Genomic DNA, 14,945 nt, shown 5'->3' with positions numbered 1-14,945 from the left:
CGCGGCCTAGCGTCGTAGCGGGACCGGGCAGCCGACGCCCGGCCGGAAGGAAGACGCCGTGGCCTACATCACCGTGGGGACCGAGAACTCCGCCGACATCGAGCTCTACTACACCGACCAGGGCGCGGGGCAGCCCGTGGTGCTGATCCACGGGTTCCCGCTGAACGGGGAGTCGTGGGGGCGTCAGCAGGCGGCCCTGCTGGATGCCGGGTTCCGGGTGATCGCGTACGACCGCCGGGGCTTCGGCGCGTCCAGCAAGGCCGGCAGCGGGTACGACTACGACACGTTCGCCGCGGACCTGCACGCCCTCATGGAGGACCTGGATCTGAAGGATGCCATCCTGGTGGGCTTCTCGATGGGCACCGGCGAGATCGCCCGCTACCTCAGCCGCTACGGCAGCAGCCGGGTGGCCAAGGCCGCCTTCCTCGGCTCGCTCGAGCCGTACCTGCTGATCACCGAGGACAACCCCGACGGCGCCGGCCCCCAGGACTTCTTCGACGGCATCGCCCAGCAGGTGCGTCAGGACCGCTACGGGTTCGTCGCCGAGTTCTTCGGGAACTTCTACAACCTGGACGACAATCTCGGATCGCGGATCTCGCAGCAGGCGCTGGATGCCAGCATCCAGACCGCGAATCACGCCGGGAACACCGCCATCGCCGCCGCGCCGCTGACCTGGCCGACCGACTTCCGCCAGGACATCCCGGCGATCGACGTGCCGGCCCTCATCGTCCACGGCACGGCCGACAACATCCTGCCGATCGAGGCGACCGCGCACCGGTTCAAGGAGCTGCTGCCCGACGCGACCTACGTCGAGATCGAAGGCGCGCCGCACGGCATGCTGCTCACGCACGCCGACGAGGTCAACGAGGCGCTGCTGGCCTTCCTGCGCGCCTGACCGGCAGGGCGGGCGCGCGCCGAGGTCAGGCGCCGGGCGTCCTCAGCGCGGGGATGACGTCCCGCTCGAACAGGTCGACCCCCGAGCGGTCGTAGGCGTGCTCGGGGAAGTAGGCGATGGCGTAGTCCATGCCGCGGGCGCGCATGGCGTCCAGCCGCTCGCACACCTGCTCGACGGTGCCGACGAGCGCCGCCCCCGAACGGTAGTCGTGCATGTACTGCTCGGTCTTGGCGCCGAGGAACGGCTCCACGCGGTCCTGGATCCGGTCCAGGCGCTCCTGCACCTCGCCGTCGGTCTCGCCGACGACCACGTTGAAGTTCGTGCTGCGCACCACCTCGCCCGGGTCGCGGCCGACGTCGGCGCAGTGCCCCTCGAAGATCTCGCGCTTGTGGGTGAAGGTCTCGGGGTCCGAGGACCAGTTGACGTAGTCGGCGTACTCCGCCGCGATGCGCAGCGTGACCTTCTCGCCGCCTCCGGCGATCCACAGCGGGATGCCGTCGTCCTGCAGCGGCCGCGGCTGCACGATCGCGCCGTCGACCTGGTAGTGCTCGCCGTCGAGGGTGGCACGCCCGGTGCGCCACGCCTGTCGCATGATGTCGACGCCTTCGCGCAGCATCCCGAGCCGCTCGCCGATGCGCGGGAAGCCGTAGCCGTACGCGCGCCACTCGTGCTCGTACCAGCCACCGCCGATGCCCATCTCGACCCGGCCGCCCGAGATGATGTCGCACGTCGCGGCGACCTTCGCCAGGTAGGCGGGGTTGCGGTAGCCCATGCACGTGCACATCTGGCCGAGGCGGACTCGGTCGGTCGCGGCCGCGAAGGCAGCCATGAGCGTCCAGGCCTCGTGCGTGGCCTCGTCGCTCGGGACCGGCACGGTGTGGAAGTGGTCGTACACCCACAGCGACTCCCACGGGCCGTGGTCGGCCTGCTGCGCGAGAGTGGCCATCACGCGCCAGTGGTCCGCGGGATCGATTCCGACGAGGTCGTGACGCCAGCCCTGGGGGATGAAGGTTCCGAAACGCATGGGCTTCAGCCTAGGAGAGGTGGGCGCCCGGAGGCACAGTCAATTCACGACGCGGGCATGGGGCATCCGTGTGGTCATGACGGCGATCGCGTCGGGATTGGAGTCCACGAGCACCGCGCGGCGCCCGAGCGCCGAGGCGACCGCGCCGGTCGTGCCACTGCCGGCGAAGAAGTCCAGCACGCGGTCGCCCGGGCGGCTCGACGCCTGCACGATGCGGCGCAGCACGCCCTCGGGCTTCTGCGTCGGGTACCCGGTCTTCTCGCGCCCCGTCGTCGGGACGATGGTGTGCCACCACACGTCGGTGGGGAGCTTGCCGCGCGCGGCTTTCTCGGGCGTGACCAGGCCCGGAGCCATGTAGGGCTCCCGGTCGACGGCGTCGGAATCGAAGAAATAGGATGCCGGATCCTTGACGTAGACCAGGATCGTGTCGTGCTTCGTCGGCCACCGCTTGCGGGTCTTGGCGCCGTAGTCGTAGGCCCAGATGAGCTCGTTGAGGAAGCGGTCGCGACCGAAGAGGGCGTCCATCAGGACTTTGGCGTAGTGGGCCTCTCGGTAGTCGAGGTGGACGTAGAGGGTGCCGTCGGCGGCGAGCAGCCGCCACGCCTCGACCAGCCGCGGCTCGAGGAAGCCCCAGTAGTCGTCGAACCGGTCGTCGTAGGCGCGCAGGTCGCCGCGCAGCCGCTCGTACTCCCGGCCGTGGAAGCCGCGGCGGACGACCCCGGCGCGGGTGTGGGGGGTGGGGGTGGCGGAGTCCGGGGCAGGGGTGGCGGGGTCCGGGGCAGGGGTGGCGGGGGCCGCCGGTTCAGAACTCCACGGATCCGGTGCGTCTGCGCCCGCGGCAGCGGCCGCAGCGCCCTCGGCGCCCCGATCCCGTGGAGTCCTGAACGGCGAGCGCGCCGTTTCGAGCGCCTTGCTCTGCGGGCGGCCGGTGTTGAACGGCGGGTCGAGGTAGATGAGGGTGAACGAGGCGTCGGCGAACCGCCGCACGACTTCGAGGTTGTCGCCGTAGTGGATCTCGACGTCGCCGTCCGCGACCCCGCCGACCCCGGAGTCCCCGCTCACGGGACGCGGTGCAGCCACGCCTCGGTCGCGAACTTGGACTCGACCAGCCGCTCCGCCTCGGCGTACTCGTCGGCGGTGATGGTGCCGGGGACGGCGCCGTACAGGTGCGCGAAGGTCTCGGTGAAGCGGGCGATGAGGTCCGCGCGCGAGAGCCCGGTCTGCCGCCGCAGCGGATCCACGCGCTTGGCAGCCGACACGGTGCCCTTGTCGCTCAGCTTCTCGCGGCCGATCCGCAGCACCTCGGTCATCGTCTGGCCGTCCATGTCGTAGCTCAGGGTCGCGTGGTGCAGCACTCCGCCGTTGGCGAGGCGCTTCTGCGCGGCACCGCCGATCTTGCCCTGCGGAGAGGCGATGTCGTTGAGCGGCTGGTACACCGCGTCCACCCCGACCGAGCGCAGCGCCTGCAGCACCCAGTCATCGAGGAAGGCGTACGAGTCGACGAACGTCATCCCCGACACGAGGGATGCCGGCACGTACAGCGAGTAGGTGACGATCGAGTTCGCGCCCATCATCATCGCGCCGCCGCCCGAGATGCGTCGCACGACGTCGAAGCCGTGCCGGGCCGCGCCTTCGGGGTCGACCTCGTTGCGGTACGACTGGAAGGAGCCGATGACGACGGCGGACTGGTCCCACTCCCACATGCGCAGCGTGGGGCGCCGGCGTCCGTCGCCGACGCGGCCGGTCAGCACCTCGTCGAGTGCGAGGTTCATGCGGGGCGACACCGGGGGCTCGTGCACGATCTCCCAGTCGAAGTCCCGCCAGCCCGGGGCCGTGATGAGAGCCCGCCGGACGGCCGTGCCGACCGCCTCGGGCGTGAAGCCCAGCAGCTGCGCGCCGTCGGGCAGCTCGGCGCGGATGGCGGCGGCGATCGCGGCGACGTCGGATTCGACGGCCAGGCCGTTGACGGCGCGGTCGATGTCCTCGAGGGCGCTGTCGGGCTCGAGGAAGAAGTCCCCCGCGAGCTGGAAGTCGGCGATGCGCCCGTCCCGCTCCTCGAGGTCGACGACGACCAGCTTCCCCCCGGGCACCTTGTACTCGCCGTGCATGGTTTCAGCCTATTCGGCGCGGGTGGGTTCGCCCTGCTCGCTCGCTTCGGGCGCCGCTCGCGGCACACGCTGGTCGAGCCACGCCAGCAGGTCGGCGCGGACGTCGGCCTGGTCCGGCTCGTTGAAGATCTCGTGACGGTCCTCGGGGTACACCAGCACCGTCACGTCGTTCAGGCCCGCCCGCGAGCGGTACGCCTCGGCGAGGCGGTGCACGCTGACGGGTCCGCCGACGGGGTCGTCGCGGCCGACCATGAGCAGTAGCGGCAGGTCGTCGGGCAGCTCGCGGCTGGGCAGCCCCAGCATCCGCAGCTGCTGCAGCAGGCCGAAGTTCCGGCCCATCGGCACGGTGGTGCACAGCGGGTCGTCGATGAAGTCGCGCACGACGCCGGGGTCGCGGCTGAGCCACTCCATCCCGGTGGCGCCGGGCCCGGCGAACCGGGCGTTCAGGTCGCCCAGGTTGCCCGACCCCAGCTGACGCAGCACCGTGCCGGACAGCACGACGGCGTCGTACCGGTGCGGATGCCGGTTGACCAGCATCTGCGCCATGAACGACCCCCATGAGTGCCCGATGAGGATGAAGGGCAGGTCGGGCTCGGCCGCGCGGACGATCTCGCCGAACTGGTCGAGGGCGTCGACGGCGGCCGTGACGCCGCCGGGGCCGAGGCGGCCGAGCTTGACAGGATCCTCGTGCTGGCGGATGCCGGTGCGGCCGTGCCCCCGGTGATCGTCGGCGTACACGGAGTAGCCGTGGGCGGTGAGCGCCTCGAACAGGGCGCCGTAGCGTCCGGCGTGCTCGCCGTAGCCGTGCGCGAACTGGACGACGCCGCGGCGCGGGCCGGTGGCAGGATGCACGTCGTAGACGATGGGGATGCCGTGCGCGTCGCTGAACTCGGGCATGCCCCGAGTCTAGGCGGGCGGGCGCGGCATCCGCCTTCTTTAGCATGACTAATGAGCTATGCTAAACAATCGCATGAACGACGACTCCCGCTCCCCCGCCGCCGTGGCGGACGACCACGCCCACCTCGCCCCCGACGCGTCCGCGCTGCGCATGGCCGTCTTCCGGTTCGCCCGGCGCCTGCGGGCCGAGCGCGCGGTCGACGGCATGAGCGACGGGCAGTTCGCGGTGCTCGCGGCGATCCGGCTCAACGGCCCCCACACCCTGGGCGAGCTCGCCGAGCGCGAGCGGGTGACCGCGCCGTCGATGAACCGCACCGTGAACTGCCTCGAGGAATCCGGCTACGTCTCGCGCACCCCCGACGAGAACGACCGGCGCAAGGTCAACATCGACCTGACGCCCGAGGGGCTCGGGGTCGTCGAAGAGACCGTGCGCCGCCGCGACGCGTGGGTGGAGGGACTGCTGGCCTCGCTCACCGAGGACGAGCGCGTGACGCTTTCCGCGGCCGCCGACATCCTGCAGCGGGCGGTGGCGAAATGAGCGCCATGTTCCGGTCGTTCTCGGCCTTCAACTACCGCGTGTGGTTCATCGGCGCGCTGGTGTCCAACATCGGCGCCTGGATGCAGGCGACGGCGATCAGCTGGGTGGTGCTGACCGAGCTCACCGACAACGACGCCGCCGCGATGGGCGTGACGATGGCGCTGCAGTTCGCGCCGCCGCTGCTGCTCGTGGGCGTCACCGGCTGGTTCGCGGACCGTTTCGACCGGCGCCGGATGCTGCTGGTCACCCAGGGCCTGCTGCTGCTGCTGGGCGTCGCCATCGGCGCGCTGATCTTCGCCGGCGTCATGACGCTGCCGATCATGTACGCCTTCGCGCTCGCCCTCGGCGTCGTCGCCGCGTTCGACAACCCCGCCCGGCAGGCGTTCGTGTCCGACCTGGTGGCGCGCGAGTTCGCCTCGAACGCGGTCGCGCTCAACGCGGCATCCTTCAACGGCGCCCGCATGATCGGTCCGGCCGTCGGCGGCATCGTCATCGTCGCCGTCGGCACCGGCTGGGTGTTCATGCTCAACGCGGTGACGTTCCTGGCGATGCTGGCCGCGCTCGTGCTGATCCGCCCCCACGAGCTCATCCCGCGCGTCAAGGCGCCGGGGTCCGCGCGCCTCGCCGACGGATTCCGCTACGTCGCGCGGCGGCCCGACCTGATCGTGATCTTCGCGATGGTGTTCCTGCTCGGCGCGTTCGGCATGAACTTCCCGATCTTCGCCTCGACCATGGCGCTGGAGTTCGGGCAGGAGGCCGACGGATTCGGGCTGCTGAGCTCGATCCTCGCGGTCGGGTCGCTCGCCGGCGCGCTGATGGCCGCGCGCCGCGACCGGGCACGGCTGCGCGTCGTGGTCGGCGGCACCCTGCTGTTCGCCGCCGCCGCTACGGTGTCGGCCTTCATGCCGTCGTACTGGGCATATGCCGCGACGCTGATGTTCACCGGCTTCGCGGTGGTGACGATGCTGACCACCGCGAACGGGTACGTCCAGACCACGACCGACCCGGCGCTGCGCGGCCGCGTCCTCGCGCTGTACATGGCGATCCTCATGGGCGGCACACCCATCGGCGCCCCCATCGTCGGATGGGTCGCCGACGCGTTCGGCCCGCGCGTGGCGATCCTGCTCGGCGCCGCGGCGGCGCTCGTGGCCTTCGCCGTGGGCGCGACGTGGCTCGTCCTCTCGGGCCGGCTCCACCGCCACGAGCGCAGGCGGTTCCGCCTGACCCTCGACGAGACGCGGCCACTCGCCGTCATCCCGCCCGAGGAGTTCAGCGACCAGCTCGCCCAGACCACGCCGCTGCGCCAGGCTCCGGCATCGGGGACCGCCCGCGCCTCGTGATCTCGGCGGCGCCGTCACGCCCCGGCGGCGGCGGTCAGTCCGCGGCTTCGGTGGCGAGACGGGCGGATGCCGTGGCCATATGCGCCGCCATGGCCGAGGCCGCGGCATCCGGGTCGCCTGCCTCGATGGCCTCGAAGACGGCTTCGTGCTCCGCGACGGCGACCCGCGCGGCGCCTTCGTCGTGGACGGCGCGATCGGCGTAGACCTGCAGCAGCGAGCGCACGACGTGCAGCAGGTCGACGAGGGTGTCGTTGCCGGCCGCCGCGGCGAGGGCGTTGTGGAAGTCCAGGTCGGCGCGCGCGAAGGCCCGCAGGTTGTCGATGCCGCTGCGCATCCTCGCCAGTGAGCCGCCGAGCGAGCGCCGGTCGGGGTCGCTCGCGCGCGCGGCGGCGAGGCGGGCGACGTAGATCTCGAGGCCCGAGCGCAGTTCGAGCAGCTCAGCGGTGCTCTTGCGGCCGATGAGCAGTCCCCACCGCAGGGTCTGGGGCAGCAGGTCGCTGGCCGTGCCGCGCAGGTAGGTGCCCGACCCCGGGCGGACGTCGACGATGCCGATGATCTCGAGGGCGGCGAGCGCCTCGCGGACCGCGGACCGGCCGACCCCGAGCGAGACGGCGAGCTGCCGCTCGGGGGGCAGGCGGGTGCCGGGGGCGATCGACCCGCCGGTGAACAGGTCCATGAGGCGCCGGGCGACCTCCGACACGGGCGTCCCCGCGGGGAGCGACCCCAGCGAGGCGGCGATCTTCGCCGCGTCGTCGGCGTAGGCGGGCATGCCCCCAACGCTACACGTGCCGCGGCTTGCCGACCGGACGGATCGCCCAACCGGTTCACTTGCAATTGGTCAACCGGTTTGTCATACTCGTGGTCGTGCGCACCTGCGCCCACCCCCGACCGACGATGCCCCGGAGCCCTGCATGCCCACGCCACCTCCCCTCGGACCCCTGGCCCGTCGATGATCGGGCTCGGGACGTACGCGTTCTTCTGGCAGCACGCCGGCCGGGGCACCGAGCCGCTGACGCTCGAGGACGCCTTCGCGGCGACCCGCGACCTGGACTTGGACCTCTTCCAGATCTGCGACTACGCCCCCCTCGACGAGATGACGGATGCCGAGCTGCGCCGCGCCGCGGACGCCGCGCGCGACCTGGGGCTGACGATCGAGCTGGGCACCAAGGGCGTCGAGCCCGCTCATCTCGAGCGCTGGCTGCGGCTCGCCGGGGTCTTCGACGCGGCGCTCGTGCGCAGCATGGTCCACGGGCCGCACTCGCGGCCCCCGCTCGACCAGGCCGAGGCGTGGCTGCGGGACGCCCTGCCCGCCTACGAGGCGGCCGGGGTGACGCTCGCCCTCGAGACCTACGAGCAGGTCGCCACCTCCGACCTCGTCGCGCTCGTCGACCGCGTCGGCAGCGACCGCCTCGGCGTCTGCCTCGACCCCGCCAACGTCGTGGCGCGGCTGGAGAACCCCCGCGAGTGCGTCGAGCGGGCGGCATCCGTCGTGACCGACGTGCACGTGAAGGACTTCGCCTTCGACCGCCAGCGCGGCTGGGTCGGGTTCACGTATTCCGGCGCACGCATGGGCGAGGGCCTGCACGACTACCGCCACCTGCTCCACACCGTCCGACCGCGCGAGCGCGGCATCAACGAGATCGTCGAGCACTGGCTGCCCTGGCAGGGCGACCCCGACACCACCGTCCGAACCGAGCGGGAGTGGACCCGCACCACCGTCGACTACCTGAGGAGCCTGACATGACCCCCACCACCGAGACCTACACGATCGCCGTCGTCGGCGCGGGCGGCAAGATGGGCATGCGCGTGTCCGACAACCTCGTCAAGACCGGTCACACCGTGCGCTACGTCGAGAACTCGCCCGCTGGACAGCAGCGCACGATCGACGCCGGTCGAGAGCTGACGGATGCCGCCACCGCCGTCGCCGAGGCGGACATCGTCGTCCTCGCCGTGCCCGACCTCGCTCTCGGTCCGGTCACCGCCGACCTCGTGCCGCAGCTGAAGGCGGGCGCGATCGTCCTGACGCTCGACCCCGCCGCGGCGTACGCGGGCCTGCTCACCACTCGCGAGGACGTCATCCAGGCCGTCGCCCACCCCTGCCACCCGTCGATCTTCCTGCAGCGGAAGACGCCCGAGGAATGGGCCGACACCTTCGGCGGGATCGCGGCACCGCAGGACGCCATCGCCGCGATCGAGAGCGACGACCCCGCCAAGCAGGCGATCGTCGAGGCCACCGTCCGCGCCATCTACGCGCCCGTCATCGACGTCCACTGGGTGACCATCAAGCAGCTCGCCCAGCTCGAGCCCACCCTCGTCGAGACCGTCGCCTGCATGATCGGGGCGCTCCTGAACGAGGCGCTGCACGAGGCCGTGCACACCATGGGCGTCCCCGAGGCGGCTGCGCGCAGCATCCTGTACGGCCACACTCAGGTCGCGCTCGCGAACGGCCTGCGCGGCGACAACCCCTTCAGCGACGCGTGCCTGATCGCGATGGACTATGGCCGCGAGGCGATCATCAAGGAAGACTGGAAGAAGATCTTCCGCGACGACGAGCTCGACAAGAACCTCGCCCGCATGTTGCACCTCGACCACATCGAGCGCTGAGAGGGACAATGACCAGGCTCGAAGGAAAGACCGCGCTCGTCACCGGCGCGGCCACGGGGATCGGCTTCGCGGTGGCCGAGCGCTTCGCCCGCGAGGGCGCCCGCGTCGTCATCGCCGATCGTGACGCGGATGCCGCCGCGCGCGCCGTCGCCGGGATCGGCGAGGCGGCGCGCGCCGCCGTCATGGACATCTCGGACGAGCAGTCGGTCGAGAGCGGCTTCGCCGATCTCGTCGCCGACGACTGGAGCCCCGACGTCGTCGTCGCCAACGCCGGCGTCCAGCTGTTCGGGCAGGACGCCCCGGCCGCCGACCTCGACCTCGACGTGTGGCGCCGCACGATCGACATCAACCTCACCGGCACGTTCCTCACCGTCAAGCACGCGGTGCGGGCGATGCTCGCGTCGGGCGGCGGGTCGATCATCCTCACCGGCTCGCCGACGGGCCTGAACGGCGAGGGCCGGGACTTCACCGCCTACAGCGCCTCGAAGGCCGGCATCCACGGCCTCGCCCGCACGGTCGCCGCCGCGTATGCCGATCGCGGCATCCGGGTGAACACGGTCGTGCCCGCGTACACCGAAACCTCGCTCGTGACGACGATCACCCGCGATCCGGATTCCCGCGCGGCGATCATCGGCCGCATCCCGCTGGGTCGCGCCGGCACGCCCCGGGACGTCGAGGGCGTCATGGTCTTCCTTGCCTCGGACGACGCCGACTTCGCCACCGGCGCGCTGTTCGCCGTCGACGGCGGGATGACGACGCTCTGACATGTCCTGGTACTCGGCGTCGCGCGCGTGGGTCAGCGGCCCCTGGTCGCTGCAGCTGCGCGACGACGAGTTCGCCGACCTGGCCTTCGACGGCACCCGCGTGCTGCGCAGCATCCGCGCGGTGGTGCGAGACCGGGACTGGAACACCGCGCCCCTCCTCGTCGACCGGGTGCGCGAGACCGACGTCACGCTGACCCTGCACGTGCGGTCCGAGGAGTACGGGTCGAGCTTCGCGGGCATCGTGCGTGTCGAGGTGCGCGCCGACGCCCTCGTGGTCCTCACCGACCTGGAATCCCGGCATCCGTTCGACACGAACCGCACCGGGCTCGTCGTGCTGCACCCGCCGCGGCTGGCCGGCGCTCCGCTGGCCGTCACCCACGCACACGGGCGCCGCGAGCGGACGGCGTTCCCGGACGCCATCAGCCCGCACCAGCCCGTGTTCGACATCGCGGGCCTGGCGTGGGAGCACGACGGCGTCGAGGTGGGCGTGAACTTCTCGGGCGACGTGTTCGAGATGGAGGACCAGCGCAACTGGACCGACGCCTCGTACAAGACGTACAACCGCCCTCTCGCGCGACCCTTCCCCTACACGATCGCCGCCGGCGAGCGGGTGCGCCAGGCGGTGACGGTGCGGGCCCGGCGCACCGGTCCGGCGGCCACGGATGCCGCACCCGACCGCATCGAGCTCGCGCCCGGCGGTCGCTTCCCGGCGATCGCACTCGGCGCGGCGACGGCGCCCGAGCCGGCTCCTGCTTTCGAGGCCGTTCGGGCCCCGGGGTCCGAGGTCCTGGTGGAGCTGGATCCCGCGACGCCCAACTGGCGGGCTGCACTGGACCGGGCCGGCGCAGCCGGGCTGCCGCTGGACGTGCGGTTCGTCGTGGACACTGCGGGCGAGGGCGCCGGCGGGGACGCCGGGGGCGCGCTGGCGGCTGCCGTCGCGGCGCTGCGGGGCCGGGACATCGTGCGGGTCGGGGTGTATCAGGCGGCCGGCGACGCGGCGCACGTCACGGACGAGGCGGCCGCCGGGGCCCTGCGCGCGGCCCTCGCCGCGGCCGGGCTCGCTCACCTGCCGGTCGTCGGCGGATCCCGCTCGCACTTCACCGAGCTCAATCGCGAGCGTCACCGGCTGCCACCGGATCTGGACGGGCTGACGACCACGGTCACCCCGCTCTTCCACGCGCTGGGCACGGAGCAGCTGGTGGAGTCGGTGGCGATGCAACGACTGGTGGCCCGGCAGACCGTGGAGTACGCCGGCGGACTTCCCGTACACGTGGGGCCGGTGTCCCTGCGCCCGCGCTTCAACAATGTGGCCACCGCCGTCCAGCCCGCTCCGACCCGGACCGACCTCGCCGAGGGATACGGGGCGGAGTTCACCGGCGCCGCCGATCCCCGGCAGGCGTCGCCCGAGCTCGCGGCGTGGACGATCGCGAGCGCCGCCGCGTTCGCCGTCTCCGGGGTCGCGTCCCTGGCGTACTTCGAGGAGTGGGGCCCTCGCGGCATCCGGACGACCGACGGCGAGCCGCTGCCGGTCGCCGCCGCGATAGAAGCGCTCGCCGCGATCGGTGACGGCGAGCTGCTCAGCGGCGAGAGCCCTGACGGGCTGGTGTGGGCGGTGGGCGCCCGCAACGTCGGCGCCGACTGCGTCCTGGTGGCCAACCTCGACGGTCGGACGAGGCGCGTCACTGTGGCGACGCCCTCGCGCGAGGCGGTGGCGGAGGTGCCGGCCGGCGGCTGGATCGCACTCTGAGCATCCTGCGACGCGGCCGCCTCGACGGCGCCGGGGTGCGGCATCCTGGATCGATGACGGATTCCGAGCTGTGGGACCTGACGGACGCGTCGGGACGCCGGATCGGCCGTGTCCACCGACGGGGCTCGCCGGACTTCCCGGTCGGCCGCTTCCACGTCGTGGTGGGGACGTGCGCGGTCCGCGCCGACGGTCTCGTCCTGATGTCCCGCCGGGCGGCCACGAAGGACTATCCGCTCACGTGGGAGTTCGCCGCCGGCAGCGTGCTGGCGGGAGAGGAGAGCGCGGCCGGCGCCGTGCGCGAGCTGCGCGAAGAGACCGGCATCCTCGTCCGTCCGTCGGCCCTGACGCTCGTGGGGCGCGTCACGGAGCCGTCCGCCCTGTTCGACCTGTACGTGGCCCGCGACCTGGAGTCGGCGGAGGTGCGCATCGACCCGGACGAGGTGGCTGAGGCGGAGTGGGTCACCCTTGATGAGGCCGAGCGTCGCTGGCGCGCCGGCCTCATGGCCGCACCGTGGGACGCCCGTCTCACCCAGCTGTGGCCGCGGCTGGCGCGGCTCGCGCGGCTCGCGCGGCTCGCGCGGGCGTAGCCTGCGCCGGGGCTCAGCTCATCCACGAGGAGCGGCCGAACCGCTCCCAGCGCTCGACGATCCGAGGCGGACCGCCGTCGCCGGGCTCGACGACCTCGCGGCCACCGATGAACACCTGCTCGACCCGGGACTCCACAGCCAGAGGGTCACCCGACCACAGCACGATGTCGGCATCCCGGCCCTTCTCGAGCGCACCGACGCGCGAGTCCAGCCGCAGGATGGACGCCGGGTTGACCGTGAGCGCCTCTAGCGCGATCTTGGCGGGCAGCCCCTCGCGCACGGCGAGGATCGCCTGCAGCCGCAGCTGGTCGATCGGCACGACGGGGTGGTCGGTGGTGATCGCCACCGTGACGCCCGCTTGGGCGATGAGCGCGAGGTTGCCGATGGAGCGGTCGCGCAGCTCGACCTTGGAGCGCGAGGTCAGCAGCGGCCCGAAGATCACCGGAATGCCCTTCTCTGCCAGCACGTCGGCGATCTTGTGGCCCTCGGTGCCGTGGTTGACCACGAGCCGGTAGCCGAACTCCTCGGCGAGGCGGATCGCCGTGGCGATGTCGTCGTGCCGGTGGCAGTGCTGGTCCCACGCCAGGTCGCCGTCGAGCACCGCGACCAGGGTCTCGTGGCCGAGGTGCCGGTCGAACGGCTCGCCCTTCGTCGTGGCCGCCGCCCGCTTCTCGGCGTAGTTGCGCGCCTCGACGAACGCCTCGCGCAGCACGGCGGCGACGCCCAGGCGGGTCGAGGGCGTCTGCTTCTTGTCGCCGTAGACGCGCTTGGGGTTCTCACCGAGCGCCGACTTCACCGAGACGTCGTGCGCGAGTACCTGCTCGTCGACGGTGCGTCCACCCCACGTCTTGATCGCCACGGTCCGCCCGCCGATCGGATTGCCCGAGCCGGGCTTGATCACCGCCGTCGTCACGCCCCCGCGCAGCGCATCCCGGAACCCGACCTCTTCGATGTCGATGCCGTCGAGCGCCCGGAACCGCGCACCGTTGGGGTCGGTCATCTCGTTCGTGTCGTCGCCGGACCAGCCCTCGCCGTCTTCGTGGACTCCGAGGTGCCCGTGCGCCTCGACGAAGCCGGGCAGGACCCATCGCCCCGCCGCGTCCACCACGCGAGCGCCGTCGGGGACGACGGTGTCGGGTCCGCCGACACCACGGATGACACCCTCCTCGACGATCACCGTCCCGTCCTCGATCGGGTCCGCGCTCGCGGGAACGACGTAGCCACCGGTGATCGCCAGGATGTCAGCCATCCCTCCACCCTAGGTCGGCCCACGGGTGGGCCGCACGGTCCCGACGCGTGCAGAATGTGATCGCGACGGATGACGACATCGCCGTCGAGATCGCCCGCTCAACAGCCACCCCACCGTGTACGACCTCTGCCCGCCGTCCGCGGCGGCGCACTGACCCCCCGGAGCCCCATGTCCGCCTCATCCTTCTCCGCCGCCTTCGACTGGGCCCGCCGCGCGGTCGACGACGGGCGCCTGCCCACCGCGGTCGTCGGGATCGCGACGGCCGACGGCACCGTTGCCCTCGACGCGTTCGGCGCGACCGGCGAGCGCAGGGCACGCGTCGACGACCACTACCGGCTGTTCTCGATCACGAAGACCCTCGTGGGCCTGGTCGCCGCCCGCGCCGTCGAGCGGGGCCTGCTCACCCCCGACACGCCGCTGACCCACGCCCTGCCCGACTTCGGAGCCGGACGCGAGGACACGGTGCGGCTGCGCCATCTGGTGAGCCACACCTCCGGCATCCCCGAGCCCGCGCTCGACGCACCGCAGGGGCTGCGGGCCGCGCTGCTGGCGAGCGGACGCGACTTCGCGGCGGGCGCGTTCTCGCGGTACTCGTCCGTCGCGTTCGAGGGGATCGCGGCGATGACCGCCCGCGCGACCGCACGGACCTGGGAGGACGACCTCGCCGAATGGGCGGCCGAGATCGGCGCAGACGGGCTGACCCTCGACGAAGCCGCCGATCCCCATAAGATCCCGGATGCCGCGGCCGCCGGCCTCGACATGGCGAGGTTCGCCGCGCTCCGGCATCCCGGCGCCGGCGTCCTCGGTCGCGCCGCCGACCTGCTCGCCCTCGGTTCGGCGCTCCTTCGGACCGGCACCCGCGGGGAGCGCACGGTCGTCACCCCCGCGACGCTGCGGATGATGCGGCGGCCGCTGACCGGCGGCATCCCGCGTCTGGATCCCCTCGCCGCCGAGCAGGGGCAGGACTGGGGCTTCACGTTCAACCTGCGCACGAACGCCCCGGGCCTCATCGACCAGGACTGCTACGGCCACTCCGGTTGGCCGGGGACCGAGTTCTGGGTGCACCCGTCGGCGGGCATCGCGTGGGTGCTGCTGACCAACCGGGTTCAGCGCGTGGACGTCGACGTCGACGAGCTCGACAACGCGGTCGTCAGCGGCGTGTGAGCCGGGGGTTCCGGCCGCGGTCCCCGAC

General features: G+C 72.3%; 15 protein-coding genes. 9 read left to right on the top strand and 6 right to left on the bottom strand.

Translation table 11 applies throughout. From position 1 onward, the window contains the following. The first annotated feature begins 58 nt into the window (after nt 1-58). The gene (locus ACYVF4_RS08930) at nt 59-895 is read left to right on the top strand and encodes an alpha/beta fold hydrolase (RefSeq protein WP_460721849.1); all 837 of its coding nucleotides are present in this window, start codon (nt 59-61) and stop codon (nt 893-895) included. Nucleotides 896-920: 25 nt separating this feature from the next. Here the strand turns inward: ACYVF4_RS08930 and ACYVF4_RS08925 are convergent, their stop codons facing one another. The 4 genes from ACYVF4_RS08925 to ACYVF4_RS08910 are packed head-to-tail and all read right to left on the bottom strand — an operon-like array spanning nt 921 to nt 4,924. Continuing rightward, nucleotides 921-1,919: an LLM class F420-dependent oxidoreductase gene (locus tag ACYVF4_RS08925; RefSeq protein WP_460721847.1), complete on the bottom strand. Its 999-nt coding sequence runs from the start codon at nt 1,917-1,919 to the stop codon at nt 921-923. A gap of 39 nt (nt 1,920-1,958) precedes the next feature. Next, nucleotides 1,959-2,999 (bottom strand): DNA-methyltransferase, encoded by a 1,041-nt coding sequence (locus ACYVF4_RS08920; RefSeq protein WP_460721845.1) that lies wholly within the window; start codon nt 2,997-2,999, stop codon nt 1,959-1,961. Further along, nucleotides 2,978-4,027, bottom strand: coding sequence for a lipoate--protein ligase family protein (locus tag ACYVF4_RS08915; RefSeq protein WP_460721843.1), 1,050 nt, complete (start codon nt 4,025-4,027; stop codon nt 2,978-2,980). The genes ACYVF4_RS08920 and ACYVF4_RS08915 overlap by 22 nt, the downstream gene beginning before the upstream one ends. A 9-nt stretch (nt 4,028-4,036) precedes the next feature. Beyond that, the gene (locus tag ACYVF4_RS08910) at nt 4,037-4,924 is read right to left on the bottom strand and encodes an alpha/beta fold hydrolase (protein WP_460721841.1); all 888 of its coding nucleotides are present in this window, start codon (nt 4,922-4,924) and stop codon (nt 4,037-4,039) included. Between the two features lie 73 nt (nt 4,925-4,997). Here ACYVF4_RS08910 and ACYVF4_RS08905 point away from each other — a divergent pair, with 73 nt between their 5' ends. Together ACYVF4_RS08905 and ACYVF4_RS08900 are read left to right on the top strand one after the other, a co-directional pair. Then, a complete protein-coding gene (locus ACYVF4_RS08905) occupies nt 4,998-5,462 on the top strand; it encodes a MarR family winged helix-turn-helix transcriptional regulator (RefSeq protein ID WP_460721839.1) in 465 nt (154 codons plus the stop codon). After that, nucleotides 5,459-6,802, top strand: a complete 1,344-nt coding sequence (locus tag ACYVF4_RS08900; protein WP_460721837.1) for an MFS transporter — start codon at nt 5,459-5,461, stop codon at nt 6,800-6,802. The genes ACYVF4_RS08905 and ACYVF4_RS08900 overlap by 4 nt, the downstream gene beginning before the upstream one ends. Before the next feature lie 34 nt (nt 6,803-6,836). Here the strand turns inward: ACYVF4_RS08900 and ACYVF4_RS08895 are convergent, their stop codons facing one another. Continuing rightward, nucleotides 6,837-7,571, bottom strand: a complete 735-nt coding sequence (locus ACYVF4_RS08895; protein WP_460721835.1) for a FadR/GntR family transcriptional regulator — start codon at nt 7,569-7,571, stop codon at nt 6,837-6,839. A gap of 180 nt (nt 7,572-7,751) precedes the next feature. On the opposite strand from ACYVF4_RS08895, the gene ACYVF4_RS08890 reads away from it, so the two are divergent. Genes ACYVF4_RS08890 through ACYVF4_RS08870 form a run of 5 tightly spaced genes read left to right on the top strand, consistent with a single transcriptional unit; the run spans nt 7,752 to nt 12,504 of the window. Then, on the top strand, nt 7,752-8,546 hold the full coding sequence (locus tag ACYVF4_RS08890; protein ID WP_460721833.1) for a sugar phosphate isomerase/epimerase family protein: 795 nt from the start codon (nt 7,752-7,754) through the stop codon (nt 8,544-8,546). Beyond that, the gene (locus ACYVF4_RS08885) at nt 8,543-9,406 is read left to right on the top strand and encodes a phosphogluconate dehydrogenase C-terminal domain-containing protein (protein ID WP_460721831.1); all 864 of its coding nucleotides are present in this window, start codon (nt 8,543-8,545) and stop codon (nt 9,404-9,406) included. Before ACYVF4_RS08890 ends, ACYVF4_RS08885 begins: the two co-directional genes overlap by 4 nt. 8 nt (nt 9,407-9,414) lie before the next feature. Further along, complete coding sequence (locus ACYVF4_RS08880; protein ID WP_460721829.1) at nt 9,415-10,170, top strand: SDR family NAD(P)-dependent oxidoreductase; 756 nt, start codon at nt 9,415-9,417, stop codon at nt 10,168-10,170. Between the two features lies 1 nt (nt 10,171). Then, nucleotides 10,172-11,917, top strand: a complete 1,746-nt coding sequence (locus ACYVF4_RS08875; RefSeq protein ID WP_460721827.1) for a hypothetical protein — start codon at nt 10,172-10,174, stop codon at nt 11,915-11,917. A 53-nt stretch (nt 11,918-11,970) separates the two neighbouring features. Then, a complete protein-coding gene (locus ACYVF4_RS08870) occupies nt 11,971-12,504 on the top strand; it encodes an NUDIX hydrolase (RefSeq protein WP_460721825.1) in 534 nt (177 codons plus the stop codon). Between the two features lie 13 nt (nt 12,505-12,517). On the opposite strand, the gene ACYVF4_RS08865 is transcribed toward ACYVF4_RS08870, so the two are convergent. Continuing rightward, nucleotides 12,518-13,753 (bottom strand): amidohydrolase, encoded by a 1,236-nt coding sequence (locus tag ACYVF4_RS08865; RefSeq protein WP_460721823.1) that lies wholly within the window; start codon nt 13,751-13,753, stop codon nt 12,518-12,520. A 168-nt stretch (nt 13,754-13,921) separates the two neighbouring features. Here ACYVF4_RS08865 and ACYVF4_RS08860 point away from each other — a divergent pair, with 168 nt between their 5' ends. Beyond that, nucleotides 13,922-14,917, top strand: a complete 996-nt coding sequence (locus ACYVF4_RS08860) for a serine hydrolase domain-containing protein (protein WP_460721821.1) — start codon at nt 13,922-13,924, stop codon at nt 14,915-14,917. The last annotated feature ends 28 nt before the right edge of the window (nt 14,918-14,945 follow it).

The sequence above is a fragment of the Microbacterium aureliae genome (assembly GCF_054780155.1).
This window is presented reverse-complemented; position numbering and strand designations above follow the sequence as displayed.

Coding starts and splice junctions, on each gene's coding strand:
- ACYVF4_RS08890 (WP_460721833.1), top strand. CDS start 7,752: ATGATCGGGCTCGGGACGTACGCGTTCTTCTGGCAGCACGCCGGCCGG.
- ACYVF4_RS08870 (WP_460721825.1), top strand. CDS start 11,971: ATGACGGATTCCGAGCTGTGGGACCTGACGGACGCGTCGGGACGCCGG.
- ACYVF4_RS08860 (WP_460721821.1), top strand. CDS start 13,922: ATGTCCGCCTCATCCTTCTCCGCCGCCTTCGACTGGGCCCGCCGCGCG.
- ACYVF4_RS08925 (WP_460721847.1), bottom strand. CDS start 1,919: ATGCGTTTCGGAACCTTCATCCCCCAGGGCTGGCGTCACGACCTCGTC.
- ACYVF4_RS08865 (WP_460721823.1), bottom strand. CDS start 13,753: ATGGCTGACATCCTGGCGATCACCGGTGGCTACGTCGTTCCCGCGAGC.
- ACYVF4_RS08910 (WP_460721841.1), bottom strand. CDS start 4,924: ATGCCCGAGTTCAGCGACGCGCACGGCATCCCCATCGTCTACGACGTG.
- ACYVF4_RS08895 (WP_460721835.1), bottom strand. CDS start 7,571: ATGCCCGCCTACGCCGACGACGCGGCGAAGATCGCCGCCTCGCTGGGG.
- ACYVF4_RS08875 (WP_460721827.1), top strand. CDS start 10,172: ATGTCCTGGTACTCGGCGTCGCGCGCGTGGGTCAGCGGCCCCTGGTCG.
- ACYVF4_RS08900 (WP_460721837.1), top strand. CDS start 5,459: ATGAGCGCCATGTTCCGGTCGTTCTCGGCCTTCAACTACCGCGTGTGG.
- ACYVF4_RS08905 (WP_460721839.1), top strand. CDS start 4,998: ATGAACGACGACTCCCGCTCCCCCGCCGCCGTGGCGGACGACCACGCC.
- ACYVF4_RS08915 (WP_460721843.1), bottom strand. CDS start 4,027: ATGCACGGCGAGTACAAGGTGCCCGGGGGGAAGCTGGTCGTCGTCGAC.
- ACYVF4_RS08880 (WP_460721829.1), top strand. CDS start 9,415: ATGACCAGGCTCGAAGGAAAGACCGCGCTCGTCACCGGCGCGGCCACG.
- ACYVF4_RS08885 (WP_460721831.1), top strand. CDS start 8,543: ATGACCCCCACCACCGAGACCTACACGATCGCCGTCGTCGGCGCGGGC.